The organism is uncultured Pontibacter sp., from assembly GCF_947495565.1.
Taxonomy (GTDB): Bacteria; Bacteroidota; Bacteroidia; order Cytophagales; family Hymenobacteraceae; genus Pontibacter.
Window position 1 is genome coordinate 444,320 of record NZ_CANLZM010000002.1, and the last position, 17,171, is coordinate 461,490.

Annotated in this window: 15 protein-coding genes; 9 read left to right on the top strand and 6 right to left on the bottom strand. The window is 49.7% G+C overall.

All coding sequences use genetic code 11. The features are described 5' to 3' along the window. Positions 1 to 211 precede the first annotated feature (211 nt). The 3 genes from Q1B04_RS04360 to Q1B04_RS04370 are packed head-to-tail and all read left to right on the top strand — an operon-like array spanning position 212 to position 2,756. Positions 212 to 1,234, top strand: coding sequence for a bifunctional oligoribonuclease/PAP phosphatase NrnA (locus Q1B04_RS04360; RefSeq protein ID WP_299756004.1), 1,023 nt, complete (start codon positions 212 to 214; stop codon positions 1,232 to 1,234). 23 nt (positions 1,235 to 1,257) lie between these two features. Continuing rightward, a complete protein-coding gene (locus Q1B04_RS04365; protein ID WP_299756007.1) occupies positions 1,258 to 2,235 on the top strand; it encodes an FKBP-type peptidyl-prolyl cis-trans isomerase in 978 nt (325 codons plus the stop codon). Between the two features lie 11 nt (positions 2,236 to 2,246). Beyond that, positions 2,247 to 2,756 (top strand): FKBP-type peptidyl-prolyl cis-trans isomerase, encoded by a 510-nt coding sequence (locus Q1B04_RS04370; RefSeq protein ID WP_299756010.1) that lies wholly within the window; start codon positions 2,247 to 2,249, stop codon positions 2,754 to 2,756. Positions 2,757 to 2,846: 90 nt separating this feature from the next. Here Q1B04_RS04370 and recO read toward each other — a convergent pair whose 3' ends face one another. The 4 genes from recO to Q1B04_RS04390 all read right to left on the bottom strand — a co-directional run bounded on the left by recO (position 2,847) and on the right by Q1B04_RS04390 (position 6,933). Further along, a complete protein-coding gene (gene recO, locus Q1B04_RS04375; protein WP_299756012.1) occupies positions 2,847 to 3,560 on the bottom strand; it encodes a DNA repair protein RecO in 714 nt (237 codons plus the stop codon). Continuing rightward, positions 3,561 to 5,879, bottom strand: a complete 2,319-nt coding sequence (locus tag Q1B04_RS04380) for a two-component regulator propeller domain-containing protein (protein WP_299756014.1) — start codon at positions 5,877 to 5,879, stop codon at positions 3,561 to 3,563. Between the two features lie 16 nt (positions 5,880 to 5,895). After that, complete coding sequence (locus Q1B04_RS04385; protein ID WP_299756016.1) at positions 5,896 to 6,492, bottom strand: thymidine kinase; 597 nt, start codon at positions 6,490 to 6,492, stop codon at positions 5,896 to 5,898. A 117-nt stretch (positions 6,493 to 6,609) separates the two neighbouring features. Beyond that, positions 6,610 to 6,933 carry a 2Fe-2S iron-sulfur cluster-binding protein gene (locus Q1B04_RS04390; RefSeq protein WP_299756019.1) on the bottom strand — a complete coding sequence of 108 codons (324 nt, stop codon included), beginning with the start codon at positions 6,931 to 6,933 and terminating at the stop codon, positions 6,610 to 6,612. A 33-nt stretch (positions 6,934 to 6,966) separates the two neighbouring features. Here Q1B04_RS04390 and Q1B04_RS04395 point away from each other — a divergent pair, with 33 nt between their 5' ends. The 5 genes from Q1B04_RS04395 to Q1B04_RS04415 all read left to right on the top strand — a co-directional run bounded on the left by Q1B04_RS04395 (position 6,967) and on the right by Q1B04_RS04415 (position 11,009). Next, on the top strand, positions 6,967 to 8,079 hold the full coding sequence (locus Q1B04_RS04395; RefSeq protein ID WP_299756021.1) for a hypothetical protein: 1,113 nt from the start codon (positions 6,967 to 6,969) through the stop codon (positions 8,077 to 8,079). Positions 8,080 to 8,385: 306 nt separating this feature from the next. Further along, the gene (locus Q1B04_RS04400; RefSeq protein WP_299756024.1) at positions 8,386 to 8,775 is read left to right on the top strand and encodes a hypothetical protein; all 390 of its coding nucleotides are present in this window, start codon (positions 8,386 to 8,388) and stop codon (positions 8,773 to 8,775) included. 345 nt (positions 8,776 to 9,120) lie between these two features. Then, positions 9,121 to 9,606, top strand: coding sequence for a hypothetical protein (locus Q1B04_RS04405; RefSeq protein ID WP_299756026.1), 486 nt, complete (start codon positions 9,121 to 9,123; stop codon positions 9,604 to 9,606). A gap of 156 nt (positions 9,607 to 9,762) precedes the next feature. Next, entirely contained in the window at positions 9,763 to 10,731 is a 969-nt protein-coding gene (locus Q1B04_RS04410) for a MoxR family ATPase (protein ID WP_299756200.1), read from the top strand. A gap of 101 nt (positions 10,732 to 10,832) precedes the next feature. Further along, positions 10,833 to 11,009 carry a hypothetical protein gene (locus Q1B04_RS04415; RefSeq protein WP_299756029.1) on the top strand — a complete coding sequence of 59 codons (177 nt, stop codon included), beginning with the start codon at positions 10,833 to 10,835 and terminating at the stop codon, positions 11,007 to 11,009. A gap of 132 nt (positions 11,010 to 11,141) precedes the next feature. On the opposite strand, the gene Q1B04_RS04420 is transcribed toward Q1B04_RS04415, so the two are convergent. Both Q1B04_RS04420 and Q1B04_RS04425 read right to left on the bottom strand, forming a co-directional pair. Then, on the bottom strand, positions 11,142 to 12,494 hold the full coding sequence (locus Q1B04_RS04420) for a T9SS C-terminal target domain-containing protein (protein ID WP_299756032.1): 1,353 nt from the start codon (positions 12,492 to 12,494) through the stop codon (positions 11,142 to 11,144). Positions 12,495 to 12,539: 45 nt separating this feature from the next. Further along, positions 12,540 to 15,341: a TonB-dependent receptor gene (locus Q1B04_RS04425; protein WP_299756034.1), complete on the bottom strand. Its 2,802-nt coding sequence runs from the start codon at positions 15,339 to 15,341 to the stop codon at positions 12,540 to 12,542. 552 nt (positions 15,342 to 15,893) lie between these two features. On the opposite strand from Q1B04_RS04425, the gene Q1B04_RS04430 reads away from it, so the two are divergent. Beyond that, positions 15,894 to 17,078, top strand: coding sequence for a porin (locus Q1B04_RS04430; protein WP_299756037.1), 1,185 nt, complete (start codon positions 15,894 to 15,896; stop codon positions 17,076 to 17,078). The last annotated feature ends 93 nt before the right edge of the window (positions 17,079 to 17,171 follow it).

Here is a 17,171-nt window from a genome sequence, read left to right on the forward strand (position 1 = left end):
TTACTTTATCGTTTATAATGTCTACTTTAGCCAGCAAAAGTAGCGCATTTCGGGCAATATTGGTATACTTTTCCGCTAACTTTAGTGAAAGGCAGGCAAGGCTCGGCAAGCGCTGTGCCCACAGTAAAACCAGCCACTGTTGCTTTAAAGATATTTTATTCAGAAATTCGCGCCTTATATCCTTATTAATCAGAGGATTTATACTTACCCTATGTATGATATCAATGCTCTGCAAGAGCTTCTGAGAGAGCCTAAAGAGGTGATGATCACCACTCACCACAAACCGGACGCGGATGCGTTGGGTTCATCGCTTGGTCTGGCTGGCTATCTTAAAAAGAAAGGACACCGCGTAACCGTTGTTACGCCGTCAGACTACCCAAGCTTCCTGAACTGGATGGAGGGCAACGACGACGTACTTGTTTACTCGGCTAAAAACGATGCCTTGGTGCAGCGTATTATCAATGAGTCGCAGGTGATTTTTTGCCTTGACTTTAACAACCTCTCGCGTATTAACGAGATGGGCGAATACATCCGGCAGGCCAAAGGCACCAAAGTACTGGTAGACCACCACCTGCAGCCGGAGGACTTCGCTGACCTTAATTTTGCCAACACTAGTGCCGCTGCCACCGCCGAAATTGTGTATGACCTGATAAAAGATTTAGGCGACGGCAACCTGATAGACACTGGAATTGGCGAGTGCCTGTACGCGGGCATTATGACCGACACCGGATCCTTCCGCCACCCGAGCACTTCTAAAAACGTGCACCTAATTATTGCAGACCTCCTGCACATCGGCGTAAAGACTTCCGATATTCACCGCCTGATCTACGACAGCTCCTCAGAACTGCGCCTGCGTTTTCTGGGCTATGCCCTCAAGGACAAGCTGGTGGTGCTGCGCGAGTACAACACGGCCTATATTGCCATCACGGCCGAAGAGTTGAAAGCCTACGACTCCAGAACAGGTGACACAGAGGGACTTGTAAATTATGCACTCTCTATTGAAGGCATCGTTTTTGCAGCGCTTATCATCGACCGGTCTCAGGCTGTTAAAATGTCGTTCCGTTCAGTTGGTGATTTCTCTGCCAATGAGTTTGCCCGCACGAACTTTAACGGAGGAGGTCATAAAAACGCAGCCGGCGGCATGTCTATGGACTCGCTGGAGAACACGGTTGCCAAATTCGAGAGTCTGCTGCCGCTCTACAAAGACAAGCTGCAGCACGCCACAGTCAGATAAAACCTTACATCAAACCATACTAAATGCTATCTAGAACTAAATTTTTGCTGCCGGTACTGGCCGGGGCATTGGTGTTGCAGGCATGCGACAAAAACAACGATCAGTTTTATACTACGGCTGATGGCCTGGAGTATAAAATCTTTGGACAAAACGAAAAAGGCGAGTACGAGAATAAAGGCGAGTTAGCCCCTGAAGACTCTAGCGGTGCAAAAATCGGTGAGTTTGTGGCGTTCCACTGGCAGATCATCAACTCTGAGGACTCTGTGTTTGTAGACACCCGCAACAACCCGCCAAACTTGCCAATGGTTATTCCGATTATGGAGCCAACCATGAAAGGCGGTTTAGAGAGCGCTGTTATGATGCTTTCTGCCGGCGATAGCGGCGTGTTTAAAATGAACGCAGACACTGTGTTTGCCAACATCTTCAGACGTCCGTTGCCTCCGCACATTAAGGCGGGCACCGACCTTACTTTCAGAATCAAAAATGAGCGTGTAATGAACCAGGCGGAGGCGCAGACCTACCAGCAGGAACTGATGCAGCGCTACATGGAGGAATCTAAAGTACGTGCCGAAAAGCAGATTAAGGTAGACGACGAGAAGATTCAGGAGTACGTGAAGGAGCAAAACCTGGAGAACGTGCAGAAAACTGAGTCTGGTGTTTACTATGTGGTAACAGAGAAGGGCAAAGGCGAAAAACCATCTCCTGGCGACGAAGTGGCTGTACATTACAAAGGCACCCGCTTGGATGGCAAGGAATTCGATTCTTCTTACAACAACCCAATGTCTGGTGGCGAGCCGATCCGTTTCCCGATTGGCCAACAACGTGTTATTCAGGGTTGGGATGACGCTATAACGCAACTAAACGAAGGCAGCAAGGCTATTCTGCTTATTCCGTCGCCGCTGGCTTACGGGGAGCAGGCGCCAAGCCCTGAGATTCCGGCTAACTCTATCCTGCGTTTCGACGTGGAGCTGGTTGACGTGCAGAAACAAGCAAATCAGTAAGCGTACAACGCATGACTTCTATACTTAAAGGCAACAACGGAAGCCGCCTGCTGCAGGCGCTTCTGCTGCTTTTTGTTACGCTTGGCTTTGCCGCCTGCAAAGATGACACCACTCCTCAGAAAGAGAAGGACGACAAGCAGATTCAGCAGTACTTCCAGGCCAACGGCATTGACCCCGCCACGGTAACCAAAACCAGCAGCGGTTTATACTATCAGCTTATAGAAGAAGGCACTGGCGATAAGGTGTTTCCGGGAGACAAGGTGTCTGTACATTACGTAGGTACTTTCCTGAACGGCACAAAATTCGATTCAAGCCGTGACCGCAATGCACCTTTCAATTTTACAGTTGGAGTTAGAGGAGTTATTGCAGGGTGGGACGAGGGTTTGCCATACATGAGAGCCGGCGAGACAGCTCGCCTTTATATTCCTTCTCATTTGGGTTATGGCCCTTACGGTTCTGGATCAATCCCAGGAAACTCACCGCTTCTTTTTGAGATTGAGGTACTGGAGATTCTGCCGTAGCCATACTTACATACTAAAAACACAAAAGCCGCCGGTTATACTTACTGGCGGCTTTTTTTATACTTCTGAAGCTATACTTTTATACTTCTGCTACTCGGCCAGCACCTCCGAAAGTATGGCCAGCGACTTTATATCGCCCAGCTTATCCACATGCAGCTGATAGTAACGAATGAGGATGTCGAGCAGTTCGCGGCGCACTTTGCCGTTGGGGATGGTAGCGTAATCCGGCTCCTGCAGCAGCTGATCGAAGTATGCTTCGTGGGCTTGCATGGCCATTACGGTAGGCGCAGAGGTAGCAGACTGCGCGTTAGCCGAGAAAGCTACCTGCTCCACCACCTCGGCCCCGGAACTCGGGCCAAAGCCTAAATGGAAGCTCAGTTGCAGCAGAAACACCAGGTGGAAATTCTCAAAGCCACGATCCATCTCGTCAAAAGTAGTGATGGCGCTGTACAGGAAATGGAACAGCGGCAAATTCTCCTCCTCCTCTTTCACTGTGCGCGACACTACCTCCGACAGAAACAACACTATGCTGCTCTTGCGGATATCAAAAGGAATTGAGACAAAAGAGTAGTCCGTTTTAAACTCTGAGATGCGGGACAGCCCGCCGCGGTGCGATACATACACCACCATATCCAGCAGCGTAAAAGGCTGAAACAGCGCAATGCGGGAGCCATTGCCTTTTTTGCGCACGCCGTTTACGATGTACGACTGCACACCCAGCGCCTCTGTATAGATTTTAGTGATAATGGACGTCTCCCTATACTTTATATTGTTGAGAACGACTCCTCTTGTCTTGACTAACATTTACTCCAGTACGGCTATTTTACTGATACAGGTTTGGCTGCCATCCTCGCTGGCGCTCATTACCAGGTACACACCGGCCTTTACGCGCTTTCCATTGTAATCGCGGGTGTCCCAGGCGAATGTGCCGCCGGTGGCCTTTCCTTTGTATACTAACGTGCCCGCTACATCGGTGATGCGTACATCGGCATTGTTTGGCAAACCGGCAATACCTACCTCACCGTAAAAATCAGCACGGACAGGGTTAGGAAAAACCACCGCACACTCCGGCTTGCCTTCGGTAATGGTGGCGCTGGAGCGGAAAGAGGCCACGCCAGCATCGGTTGCCACAAACACTTCTCCGGTCTGGTGCTCTACCCCCACCGACTGCACTCTGTTGGAAGGCAAAGGGCTATTTTGGGTGGTAAAGTGGTGGAGCTGCTCATCTCCGTCCGGGCCAAATAGCCAGAGGCCATTGTCCGTGCCGATCCATTTTCGGTTGGCTCCGTCTATGGCTATACTTCGCACCACCTGCCCGTCCAGCAGGGGCCTGCCGTCTATTATGGGTATGCGCGCGTCGTAACGTGCAGACTCAAATACCAAGGCCGGGTTATAATAAATACCTATGCCACTGGCTGTGCCCACCCAAATATCGCCGTTCAAATCTTTGGCCATACTGTAAACCGTGCCGTTCGGGAGCCCTCCGTTGCCTTCGCCCACCGCCAGGTTGCGGGTGCGGTTCTGCTGCTCATCGTACACCACCAGTCCGCTTCGGGAGTTGCCGCTTCGGGATATAGATAGCCACTTTTGCCCAAAATCATCCAGTACAAGATTTGTCAGATTGCTGGCATCAGGAATGTTGTTCAGGTTATAAGACTGCCAAGTTCTATCAGGGCTTAGCCTGTGCAAGCCGGGTTTATTGGGCTGCCTGTTCGGGTTCACGACCCAAACATTGCCTTCAAAATCCACGGCTACATCTGTAACTCTAACTTGTTCGGTAGCGGCAGTTGGCAGCAGTGGGCTGTTCTGTGCATTGTACAGTGTGCCTTTCTCCGGTCCCTCCCACTCCAAAAGTCCACTGCCATAGCTGGCCAGGTACAGTTTATCGGTGGTTAGGTTGAGCATGGCGCTTACCAGATCCTGCCCCGCCACAAAAGAAGGCTGCGGAAACAACGTGCGGTTATAGTTTTGCCATTCGCCGTTTTGAAAAGTATAAAAGCCGTTCCAGCTGCCGTTGGGCTGATAAGCATCGCTGTAGCCGCCGCTCAGTACGTATACTTTACCGCCATAAGTATAAATCCGGAAGCTGTCGCTGGTATAAGGTCCAGCAGGCGCAAAGGCTGCTGCTTCCGTGTTAGTTAGGTTGAGTTTTACCAGGCCCTTTGCCATGTCGGCTAGCCATACTTCTCCTTTGGTTGTGGCTATGGCCTCCTGCGGCTGCGTGAGCAAAGCATGATCTAAAGTATAAACCTGCCCATTGATATCCTGCACCAACACTCCCTCCGAAGAAACTATACTTAAGTGCGCATCCGAGGCATTTATACTTTCTACAGCCGCTCCGGCAGCCAAAGCAGTTTCGGTCCAGTTTCCGTTGCGCAAAGTATAAACGCCGCTGTTGGCGCCGGCATACAACTGTCCCCGAAAGGCCGCCAGGCTGGCAACAGCCGCCGGGTCAGGTAAACCGCCGCTCTCGTTTCTCCAGCTCCTGAAATCCTGCAGGTTGGCTCCTGAAAGAGGCGCGGAAAGTATGCCGAGACTGGTGGCCAGGTAAATTTTATCTTCTAGTATGGCTACATCAGTGGCGTTTATACTTTCACCGTTGGGGCCGAGGCTGCTGTAAGTGCCTTTCACCTCGCGCTTCTGCAGGTCTAGCACCACCACCCCGAAACTGGTAGCCAGGTAAGCCAGCTTGTTATAAGTATAAATGCGGTTAATTTTCTTTTCGCCGGTGATGCTTTTGCGGAAGATGTCGTTGATGGCGTAGATACCGTTGTCTTGCAGCAAATCTACTTTGGTGTTGTGGTAGGCAATTACAAGTGTGCTGGCACCTTCGCTAAAGGCTATATCGCTGATTTGCTGCTCGCTCAGGCCGTCAACTTTAGAAATCGTTTCGGTGGTGTTGAACTCCTGATCGTAATAAAACAGCCCGCGTTCGGCAGCCAGGTATACTTTGCCAGGGGCCACGGCTACGGCTCTGCCCTGCTGGTAGGGTACATGCAATTGCCAGCCACCAAGCGGCACCTGGCTTTGCGCCTGCGCCACCATAGCCGCACTGCACCAGCACAGCCATACCAGCAGCAGGTACGGCAGGCGTTGTATGCTATTGGCTGGCTTGGCTCTCATGTATCTTAAGTATAAATCAGTTGCTCTTTTGCTTCATGCCTTCGGTAAAGCAATGGCGGCAGCGGGCTTCGTAAGAATCCGTTTCTCCTAACAGCACCTGCTTCTCGTCGGCGGCGTTTCTAAAGGAGTAGTTGGCAATATCTCCGCACTGCACACACACGGCATGCACCTTGGTTACGTACTCTGCCACGGCCATTAGCGCAGGCATCGGGCCGAAAGGCTTGCCGAGGTAATCCATGTCCAGGCCGGCGGCTATGACGCGTACGCCGCTGTTGGCAAGCTTTACGCATACTTCGGCCAGTCCTTCGTCAAAAAACTGGGCTTCGTCTATGCCCACCACATCGCAGCTTCCGCCTAGCAGCAGCATATCCTGGGCAAAGTCTATGGGTGTAGAACGGATAGCATTGGCATTATGAGACACAACGTCCTCTTCGTGGTAACGCTTATCTACAGTCGGCTTAAAAATCTCGATCTTTTGCTTGGCGATCTTGGCACGGTTCAACCTCCTGATCAGTTCTTCGGTTTTACCCGAAAACATGGATCCGCAGATCACCTCAACCCAACCCTTTCTGTTAGCGTGGCTTTTGTTGCCTACGCGTGGCTCAATAAACATTTATACTTTATGTGCTAATGTGGTAATTCTATATTATGCCGCCGCCACTGGGCAGGGGGATAATGGTTAGACTGTTAAATGGCTAATTAACTTTCTAACCTCCAAACTTTTTAACTTCTAACTACTATAGCTCATGTGAGGCAGCTTGGTTTGCTCCGGCACCTTTCCTGTAATTTCGCCGCCGGTTAATGTACACTGGCAGGTCAGTCTTTCGTTATCCTTCAAGCGGCCTTTGTCGCGGTAGCGGATTTCGGCAGCCGTAAGCGGCCCTGTATGCTCCATCCCCTGCAAAACAATGATGCGGCAGGAGGTGCAGCGGCCTTTGCCTCCGCAGGCGTGCATCCAGTCGGTGCCCTGGGCCTGCAGCGCTTTCAGCAGTGTCTGCCCTTCGGTTACCGCTACTTCAAGGTTCGCCAGGTTTTGCACCTTCAACTTCGGCATAATTTTATAACTTTACAGGAGAAAGCGACAGCAATGGAAGACAAATATAATCAATTACACCTGGAACGGTACAGCAAAGAGCTGGCAAATGTGCTTTGCGACCGTCACTTTGCCTCTCACGACACTCTGAATGGCCCGCAGCTGATCAGTTTTACCCCCATTAAGCAGGTTAACCTGTTTGTGATTAAGGAGCTGCTGCTGAAGTGGCACCATGAGATGGCTAACTTGCGCAGCCCATACTTCGACTATGAGCACGAGGAAGTGAAGGAGGCGTTGGTAAATTTCATGAATGTGCTATCCCGCAAGATCCTGATGAAGCGCAATGCGTTTGAGCCGCTGCTGCAGAAGGCCATCTACGACACCTTTCTGGTGGTGTTGGCACCGATAGTTACTTTCGAGGAGAAGTTCCTGCGCATACAGGAGGAAATTACGCTGCCCAAGCTGCAGGAAAACCTGAAGTATATCGACATAGACAAGCCGCTGTTTGCCGGTTTTATAGACACCCTCTCTCCTAGCAGCCGCGACCGTGAGTATATATTGAGCCGTTTTAAGCTTTACGTAAACGCTAACCAGCAGCAGCGCACACCGCTGCACAGGCTGGTGGAGCAATTTAATACGCTGCTGCCTATAACAGAGGCTGAGGTAATGGAGCAGGCCTCGGCCCCAAGACCGTCTTTCCTCGATAAGCCTGTAGCCAAGCCAGCCCCGGCTGCTCCGGTGCAGGAAAAGGATGTGGTAGCCCCGATACACACGGCACAGCGCGAAGCCGCTGCTCCTGTGGCACGACCTGCCATGTACAAGCATGAGGAAGACGAACTGGAAGAAGCCGCCGCTAACGTGCGCCCTACCCTGAACGATAATTTCCGCAAGGCTGCCACCTCGTCTTTGGCTGACGCTCATAGCAACCGCAAAATCGATTCGCTGAAAAATTCTATTTCTATCAATCAGCGCTTCAGCTTTATAAACGAGCTTTTTGATGGCGACAACCTGACCTACTACCAAACTATCCAGACGCTGGATAACTTTGGAGATGCAGGGTCTGCGACGCAGTATGTGAGCAGCACCCTGGCCAACAAGTATGACTGGAGCAAAAAACAGGACCATGTAAACAAGCTGCTCCGCCTGATTGAGCGCAAATTCGCCTAAACTGCTAAGATATAATGCATAACGGGAGCCGCTGCCAACACAGCGGCTCCTGCTATTTTAGGGCTTCTATGTTTTAGGGATACAACACCTCCTGCATTATCAAATAAAATTTAGGGAACAGAACTAAAAGTGCGCCCACAGGCATTGCAAATAAAGGCACGAAATACTAATTATGCATTTTGCATGACATTCAGTGTTTGGTCTCTGCCGCCCTTTTAACATAGCAAAGGCGGGCAAAAGTAGCAGCAGCCTGACACAAACAGAGTTTTAACCCGTAACAACTAAAAAGTAACCTGATTATCAGCCATGAGAGACGATTTTGACTACGATGATGACTTGGCCTTCAACGATTTCGACGACGAGGAGGAGGATGATGACTTCGGAATAACATTTGAGGAGGATTTGTACCTGATGATACGGGAGAAACTCCGCGACACCATTCAGGAGTATAAAACCCAATACCCTGCGCTGAAAAAGCTGGAGAGCGCCGTGAGCGCATTTAAGGTGAATGCCAAAAATACCGACGATGCCAAGTTTTACCCGCTGGCGGCAAAGCTGCTGAGTGAGCACATCAAGCCGCTTGCCCAAGAGTCGGAGGAGGTTCAGGAGATTTATGACAACATGCAAACCGACATTGCCCGCTTTAAAAATCAGCGTGCGCATGGTTACGAAGGAGAATTATACCTGACGAATTAATACCGCCAGCAGGAACTATAAAAGCCAGCCTAGACTGTTTAAACCAGTTCAGACTGGTTTTTTTTCGATCTGCCACCAACTGCTTAGCAATATATTAAAAATACCAATACAACTATATATACCTGTAAAACAATCATTTACATATATCCTTTAGCTGTTTATCCGTATAATAGTCCAATACATCAAATTCATAGACAAAAAAATTATATATTTGCGCAATAATATTGATGCAACCCTTTAAAGGTTTTCGGGATCATACTAGTACGAAACTGAAAATTGAAAGCTGTGATACTTACATTACTACGCAACCCGTTATCTATTAACAAACTTAATACTCCGGCTCAAATGGCGACAACAAAGCTACAAACTGGAGAGCAGTACCTTATCCAAACGGTGGATAAGCGAATAGCCCTCACCACTCACAGGCTTATACAGCAGCGGCACCCGCTGTCGTTGCACAGCAATAAAGCTGTAAGGCTGGAGGATATAGCTGCCTGGGAGGTAAAACCTACCGGCTCTCAGCTATACCTTGGCTTAGGCATGCTTACTGCTCTGCTCGTATACTTCAACGATTCTTTTTTCCTGCTTAGCGGCTTCTTTATCGCGCTATACTTTATGACGCGCAGCCAGAAAGTGCATGTCATCACTGCGCAAGGCCACTCTATGGTACTGCCTCTGGATGTGGAGGAGAAGCACATTAACAGCTTAATAGAAATGGTGAGGCAGGCGCAGCAGAACCGCCTTGATAAACTGGGCCAGCAAAAGCCCGTTTACAGCAAAGCCAAGCCAGCCACAGTGGAGGCTGAGCCAAACACTATGGTGGCCGCCTAACAGACTTACCACTCCAAAACATAGAAGCACCAGTTAAGGTGCTTTTTTTGTTTTACGGCCTGCCCAGGCAATATACTGGCACCACAACCGTATTATCCCTATATTTAGGCGCCTGATAGCTGCCACAAAGGCCCTGCTACAGGCGCTTTGATTTATTTGGATAACGTGAACGCATATCAACTAAAAATAAAACAGGTATTTAGCGAGGTAAGCAAGGTGGTGGTGGGCCAGTCATATATGGTAAACCGCCTGCTGATCGGCCTTTTTACCGGAGGCCACATTCTGCTGGAGGGCGTACCCGGGCTAGCAAAAACACTCACTATTAACTCACTATCTAAGGCGCTGCACCTTGATTTCCAGCGCATGCAGTTTACCCCAGACCTGCTGCCCTCAGACCTGATCGGCACGATGATCTATAACCAGAACGCCTCTGTGTTTGAGGTGAAGAAGGGGCCGATCTTCGCCAACCTTATACTTGCCGACGAAGTGAACCGCTCCCCGGCCAAGGTGCAGTCGGCGCTGCTGGAGGCGATGCAGGAGAAGCAGGTAACCATTGGCGAGACCACTTATAAACTGGACCTGCCCTTTCTGGTACTGGCCACCCAAAACCCCGTGGAGCATGAAGGAACCTACCCCCTACCCGAGGCGCAGGTAGACCGCTTTATGATGAAAGTATACATTGACTACCCTAAAAAGGAAGACGAGCTGGAAATCATGCGCCGCATGGCCAACATGAGCTTCACTGATACGGTGGTAAAAGTGCTGTCTAAGGAGGATATATTCGCTATCCGCAGCGAGATAAACCAGGTACAGATTTCTGAAACCCTGGAGAAGTATATTATTGAGCTGGTGTTTGCCACCCGCCGCCCAGCCGAGTACGACCTGCTGGAGTTTGCGCCATATATTCAGTTCGGAGTGTCGCCGAGGGCAAGTATAGCCCTGAACCGGGCCGCCAAAGCCGTGGCTTATTTCGACAACCGCGACTACGTGCTGCCTGAGGACATAAAGGAAGTGGCTTATGATGTAATGAACCACCGCATTATACTTAACTACGAAGCAGAGGCAGACGGCATCCGGACAAAAGACTTTATAGACGCTATTCTGCGCAAGGTACCGATCAGCTAAGGCTGCATATAAAACGCTACTGAGCATTACCACGTAACATTTAACTCCCGCTGCAGCCAATTGCAGCGGGAGTTTTTTTGTACCTATACTTTGATAAAACTATGTGGAGAGGTCTTTTAAAACTATACTTCCTGAGGAAGCTCTTTGGAGGCAGAGGGGGCGGCGGCGGCAAAGGTGGCTGCGGCTGTATGGGCATGGTAGCGCTTATAGCCATTGTAGTGGTAGCGTTTCTGCTCCTGCGCTCCTGCGGCGGCGATGCGCCAACCTCCACGTTCTGATCTGCTGATGATGCTATAAAATAAAGAAACCCGCCTTCCGGCGGGTTCTCGCAGAGCGGGAGACTAAGCCGTCTGCTGCTGATTGCCACGATGTTTCTCACCCATACATGTGCAACCAGTAATGTAAGCCTTCTAATAATTTGTGTTCTGAGGGTTGAAATTAGCCCAGCCTGCAGTCCAGTCAGTAGCTCCGAAAGCACCCACAAAATCAGTTTGATCGAAGAAGCTGTCAAGGCCTGAGAAGCTTGGCTGCATAGAAGTGCTGGCTTTAACAAAGCTAGGAGTAGCATTATAAGCGCCGCCAATGTTCAGTGTAGAGGCATCGCCCTCCACCGCATTGCTTCTAGTGGCATCGTTAAACCACGTCGCTACATCAAAAGTGCTGCCGTCAGCCACTGTTAATGCTTTGCCAGACGGAATACCGGCTATAATTGTGTTCTTGATCATGAACTCACCTGCAGTAGCGTTCTGCTCTGTTGGAGCACCATCAAGCAGTAAGCCAGTTGGCCAGCCCATCACAATAGAGTTGTGCAGTTTTGTTTTGTTGTTGCGGCGCAGGTGCAGCGCGCGCTTAAAGTTAGAGTTAACTGTGGCCGCAGTGTTTGTGCCAAGCGGCCCGAAAAGCGTTACGTTAGAGTATGTTGGGGCAGTAGTAGGAGTAGCAGTTGTGCCCTGGCTGTTGTTGTCTGACTCAAAGCCATTAGAACCAGACGCATCCGCTACGTTAGGGTCAGAGATGCCTATCAGGTACTGCAGCTTGCCTGTGTAGCCGTTGTCTGTGTCAAACATATCATCTACAGTTTTGAAAGCGATCAGGTGCTTTGCGTTTACCGAACCACCAAACCACTCAAAAGAGTCGTCGCCGCAGTAAGATACCTGAATGTAATCCAGTGTAGTGCCAGAGCCAACACCGCCCATGGTTAAGCCATTGATCTCGTTATCCGGCTGAAACGCGATGCCTGGGTACTCAATGCGCACATACTTCAGCACACCTGAGTTGTCAGCGGCATCAGTACCACCGTAAGCGCGGTCAACACCTCCTTCAATCATAGCGTTTTCACCAAGGTTTACCGGGGCGTTACCAAGTATAATAATGCCGCCCCAATCGCCTGCTGCACGGGCTCCTGCTGGCTGAGCAGACGTAAACACGATAGGCTTAGCGGCAGTACCTTCTGCCATGATCTTAGCACTACGCTCAACAATCAGCGTACCTTTAGTGGATTTATCGCCCATAATAACGGTACCTGGCTCTATAGTAAGCGTAGCACCCTCCTTTACATATACAAAACCTTTCAGCAGATACTTAGTGCCCGCCTTCATGGTGAAATCTTGTTCTGTAGAGCCTGAAACAGCAGTCATGCCGTTTGCTTGCTCCGTCGTAAACTGCTCGCCTGTGGCAACAGGAGTGTCATCATCGTCATCGTTGCAGGCAACAAAAGAGACTGCAAGAAAAGCGATCAGCAATAGGTTAAATAGCTTTTTCATAATAATTGGTTTGGTTAATGTGTTTTAGTTGTTCTCTTTGGATTGTTAGAATTTGTAAGTAACACCAATGGTAGAGTATTGCCCTTTGCGGTACTCTCTGAAAGATTCATCTACCGAGGAAATGTCTCCATCATCGTCCGAATCCTGCATCAGGCGTGTTTTTTGGTTCAGCAGGTCTTGTATACCAGCTTTGATTTCGAAGTGCTCCCCAATTCCTTTAGTTAGAGAAAGGTCGATCTGGTGGCGCGGCATTTCATAAATGGTTGGCCTGAGGGCGCTGCCTGCCGCAAAGATGCGCCTGCCGATTACGTTGTAAAGCACATTAAACTGCAGCTGGCGGTCATCATCCTGATAGTACAAGCCTGTGTTAACCACGTAAGGCGACTGGCCCACCATGGCACGCTCGCCCGGCTGGAAAGCAGCGTATGCCTCTGTCAGTTCTACCTCGCTCTGCACCAGGGCAGCGTTTAGCACTACCGTCAGGTTTTGCACAAAGCGCGACTCCGACAGGTCGAGCAGCGACTTACGAACCTCTGCTTCTAAACCGTAGCTATAGGCGCTCTTCGCATTTTCGAAAGTGATGGAGTTGGCACCAGATGTATTCATGAAAACGGTTTCTATCGGCTTGTTAAAGTATTTGTAAAAGCCACCGAAGGATATGAGCTCCGTTGGGTTAGGATAGAACTCGTAGCGCAAATCACCATTGTAGATCGTAGCCACGTCCAGGTTGGGGTTACCTGTCACTTCCAGGAGGTTCACGAAATCATAGTATGGCGCCGGGGCAATCTCACGGAACTCAGGGCGATTTACACTTACGCTACCACCGGCACGCAACATGGCTCTTGGCGAAAGGTTGTATGTAAAATTTGCTGAAGGCAGCACACTTAACACCGGATTGTCTCTGTTGATTGGCCTGCCATCGAAGCCCAGCGTAGACAACTCCTGGTTGTTATGCTCTACACGCACACCACCCGAAACTGACAGCTTCTGGCTAAGCGGCGCAGAACCGCCCACATATCCAGCAATATTTAGATTAGAGGCCTCATAGTTGTTCTGTGGGTTAAAATCCTCCAACAATCTCCAACCTGTTGATGCGTTTATGTTTTCAGGAGCAAAGATTTCTTCAAGCGGCAAGTATGGAATGTTCTGATCAAAGCTATCGTTGCTGGCCGGCGCAAAGGAGAAGAAGCGGGAAGTATAGTCGCGTTTCTTACGCTCCACATAAAAACCGGCTCTTACTTTCGGGGCGTTCTCGGCAGTAGAGTCTGCGGTTTCGAAGCGGTGCTCAAACTGGCTACTTGCCGTCAGGCCGTGCTCGTTCAGGTCAGAGTAAAAGCGGCCTGCATCGCGCAGTGTCGGGATTGGCTGATACAGCAGTCGGTATACGCCATCATTGTCATCGTCGGCGGTACGGAAGCGGCGGTAGTCTGGCTCATTACGGTTCGTGAAGTTATAGCCACCCATCCAGGTTACTGTCGATTTGTTGTCGTTCAGGTCATGGGTGCCCTGTAGTTGACCAGAGTAAATTGTACGGCTCTCGTAACGCAGCGAGTAATTGCGCTGCAACTGGTTGCCGTTAGCATAGTCCACTCCTTCTCGCTCCAACACTTCATTGCTGCCCAACTGGTTAAACAAGTTTCTGAACTCGATCTTGTTATCATTGTTCAGCCTGGCAGACCAGTTGCTGATAACCCCAAGACGCACATTGTTTGTGTATACTTTGTCGTCAAAACGCTGCTGCCTTTCGCTCTTACCCAGCGACTCGTTGAAGGCGCCATACGTATCACGTGTTCCCTCTGCTATACTTTGTGTGTTGCTATAGGAGGCCGCCGACACAGTACTCATTCTGATAGAGCCAATATCGAAGCGGCGGTTCAGGCCAAGCGACAGGCGCAGGTCAGGCGTTGCCGTAGTGGATTTTGGTGCCCAGTTGTTAGGAAATTTACGTCCTGTGCCTACCAGCAGATCCTGGTTAGAAAAGCTGTTCAGGTTGGCAGGCACACCATCCGGGATAGCACGTTTGCCATTGTCAAACCCCAGAAAATCAGTACTGCTTTTGCTGTCGTGCAGGAAGTTGTTGAAAGTAGTGCCGGCGCGGTAAGAGCCCGATACACCTATTGTTGTCTTATCCTCGTCTACCACATTCTTGGTGTAGATCTTTATCACGCCCCCGCCAAACTCTCCTGGCAACTCCGGCGAGCCGTTTTTATAGATCATGATGCGGTCGATTACGCTTGTAGGCAGGATGTCGAAAGAGAAGGCTTTCTGATCCGGCTCTGTGCTTGGCGTCAGGGCATCGTTCAGCGTCACTGTGTTGTAGCGCTGGTTCATCCCCCTGATTACCACGTAACGGTCGTTAAGTATGGTTACGCCCGGTATACGCTTCACGGTCTCGGCTGCGTCGCGGTCCATTGACTTGGCAATTTGCTCACCTGCCACGCCGCTTACCACTACCTCGCTTTGGCGCATGGTCTGGAGCACGGCAGCCTCGGTGTTGGTCTGGCGGGTGCCTACAATCTCTACCGTCTGTATCTGAGTGGTGTTCTCTTCCAGCTGCACATTTAAAGTCTTTGTCTGGTTGGCGGCTACCTGCACTCCTGCCTGCTCATAAGGCTTATAAGATAGAAATGTAACCGACACATTATAAGTACCGGGCTCCAGTGGCAGCGCAAAGTTCCCTTCGTAGTCTGTTGTAGTTCCTTTAGAGGTGCCTTTCACAAACACTACAGCTCCGATTACCTCTTCGCCGGTAATCTTGTCAGTAACTTTACCTTTTACTATGCCCTGCTGGGCAAAACCGCAGACGGAGGATGTAAGCACGGTGAGAATTGTAAGTAGAAATTTCATGGAAGTACTGTTTATTAGTCTCGCTGCAAAAGTATGGCGGCTAGTTTAAGCCATTTTTAAGGCGGGGTTATGATACCGTTAAGTAAAGCGGGGATGTGTTAAGCAGCGGTTACGGTAGCTTTACCGCAGTTTTAACTGCATGTTACCGTAATATTAAGTATGCCTAATTTAACGTATAGGTGGTGCGTTCACCTCCACATGCACACCATTTATTGTTAATGTGCAGCTGTTTACACAAAACAGGGCGCAAAGCGGCAACCTTTAAATGTTAACATTAGCTTAACATTGCGGTAAAGCAGCAGTAACAGTAATACACTTATTTTGCACCAAGATTTCGGAAGCCACCGTTGCCGCCCCTGACTAAGGCGGTGCTAAGGCAAAAGAAAGAGTGGACCGGCAGCTGCAGCCTGACTAACTACAGCTGCCGGACAAGTATAAAACACTTTCTGTACTTAATTATCTAGAGCTAGAAAGCATACTTGTTCAGTTATATAGGTTAAAGTATATAACAGCCATTTAGCAAAGTAATTTTCTCACCAAACAAATAGTACCGTGTACAAAAAGCTGAGAGGCGCACTTGTTGTAGCGCTAGCATGCCTTGCCTTTAACACCGCAGAGGCACAAACTGTTAACAAAAGTAAATTTGGCAAGGGCCTGCAGTTTATAGCCGCCGACTCTTCCTTCAGCCTTAAGTTCAGCACTCGCTTTCAGATGTTGTACCAAGGTGCCATCAACAACAGCACCGATCAGCTGGACGATCGCTTTCTGATCCGTAGAGCCCGTCTTAAGTTTGAAGGCTTCGCTTACTCGCCTAAGCTAGAGTATAAAATAGAACTAGGCCTTAGTAACAGCGACATTGGCAACGACGATCCTGCCAGATTTAACAACGCCGACAATATTATTTTAGACGCGGTAGCCATGTGGAATTTTGCTCCAGGCTGGGAGCTGTGGGTAGGCCAGACCAAACTGCCCGGTAACCGTGAGCGAATCATCTCTTCTCAGAAAATGCAGTTCGTAGACCGAAGCTTACTAAACTCACGCTTTAACATTGACCGTGACGCGGGTCTGCAACTACACCACACCCATACAATGGGTACTGCCGTTGTCAGAGAGTCTGGCTCCATTTCTATGGGCGAGGGCCGCGACATTACGGTGAACAATGCAGGTGGCTACGATTATACTGCCAAAGTAGAGGTAATGCCTTTCGGTGAGTTTGAGGGAGGCGGTGCTTATGTAGGCAGCGATCTGGTACGCGAAGAGACACCTAAGTTAGCCATTGCAGCTGCATACAACTTTAACGATAATGCTTCTAGAGAAGGTGGTCAGTTAGGCGACTTTTTAGTAGATGAGCGCGACCTGCGTACGCTGTTTGTAGACTACATGTTCAAATATAGAGGTTTCTCTTCTATGGCAGAATACGCCAACAAAACAGCACCTGCCGGACCTGTGGTTTTAAGAAGCGATGATGGAGCTGTTGAGGAGACATTTGTAACCGGAAACGCTTTTAATATTCAGGCTGGTTACCTTTTCCCGAGCAACTGGGAAGTAGCAGGCCGCTACACAACTTACAACCCTGACAAAGCCACTAACTTAGGTTCACAAGAGCAGTATACGCTGGGTTTATCTAAATATATTGTGGGCCATAGCCTAAAGGTGCAGAGCGATGTAACGCTTCAGGACCAGCCTGGGCGGGAGAACGCTTACTTGTTCAGGCTGCAGATGGAAGTGGCCCTGTAAAGCCTGCCAACTGCACTTACATAACTACTTACATGGCATCTAAGTATAAAGCAAAAAATTACAGATGTCTGCTGAACGAATCACAAAAAACAC

Excerpts from the sequence above, each read along its gene's own strand:
- Q1B04_RS04380 (WP_299756014.1), bottom strand. The coding sequence starts at position 5,879 with ATGAGAGCCAAGCCAGCCAATAGCATACAACGCCTGCCGTACCTGCTG.
- Q1B04_RS04420 (WP_299756032.1), bottom strand. The coding sequence starts at position 12,494 with ATGAAAAAGCTATTTAACCTATTGCTGATCGCTTTTCTTGCAGTCTCT.
- Q1B04_RS04370 (WP_299756010.1), top strand. The coding sequence starts at position 2,247 with ATGACTTCTATACTTAAAGGCAACAACGGAAGCCGCCTGCTGCAGGCG.
- Q1B04_RS04385 (WP_299756016.1), bottom strand. The coding sequence starts at position 6,492 with ATGTTTATTGAGCCACGCGTAGGCAACAAAAGCCACGCTAACAGAAAG.
- recO (WP_299756012.1), bottom strand. The coding sequence starts at position 3,560 with ATGTTAGTCAAGACAAGAGGAGTCGTTCTCAACAATATAAAGTATAGG.
- Q1B04_RS04425 (WP_299756034.1), bottom strand. The coding sequence starts at position 15,341 with ATGAAATTTCTACTTACAATTCTCACCGTGCTTACATCCTCCGTCTGC.
- Q1B04_RS04400 (WP_299756024.1), top strand. The coding sequence starts at position 8,386 with ATGAGAGACGATTTTGACTACGATGATGACTTGGCCTTCAACGATTTC.
- Q1B04_RS04405 (WP_299756026.1), top strand. The coding sequence starts at position 9,121 with ATGGCGACAACAAAGCTACAAACTGGAGAGCAGTACCTTATCCAAACG.
- Q1B04_RS04390 (WP_299756019.1), bottom strand. The coding sequence starts at position 6,933 with ATGCCGAAGTTGAAGGTGCAAAACCTGGCGAACCTTGAAGTAGCGGTA.
- Q1B04_RS04415 (WP_299756029.1), top strand. The coding sequence starts at position 10,833 with ATGTGGAGAGGTCTTTTAAAACTATACTTCCTGAGGAAGCTCTTTGGA.
- Q1B04_RS04365 (WP_299756007.1), top strand. The coding sequence starts at position 1,258 with ATGCTATCTAGAACTAAATTTTTGCTGCCGGTACTGGCCGGGGCATTG.
- Q1B04_RS04360 (WP_299756004.1), top strand. The coding sequence starts at position 212 with ATGTATGATATCAATGCTCTGCAAGAGCTTCTGAGAGAGCCTAAAGAG.
- Q1B04_RS04395 (WP_299756021.1), top strand. The coding sequence starts at position 6,967 with ATGGAAGACAAATATAATCAATTACACCTGGAACGGTACAGCAAAGAG.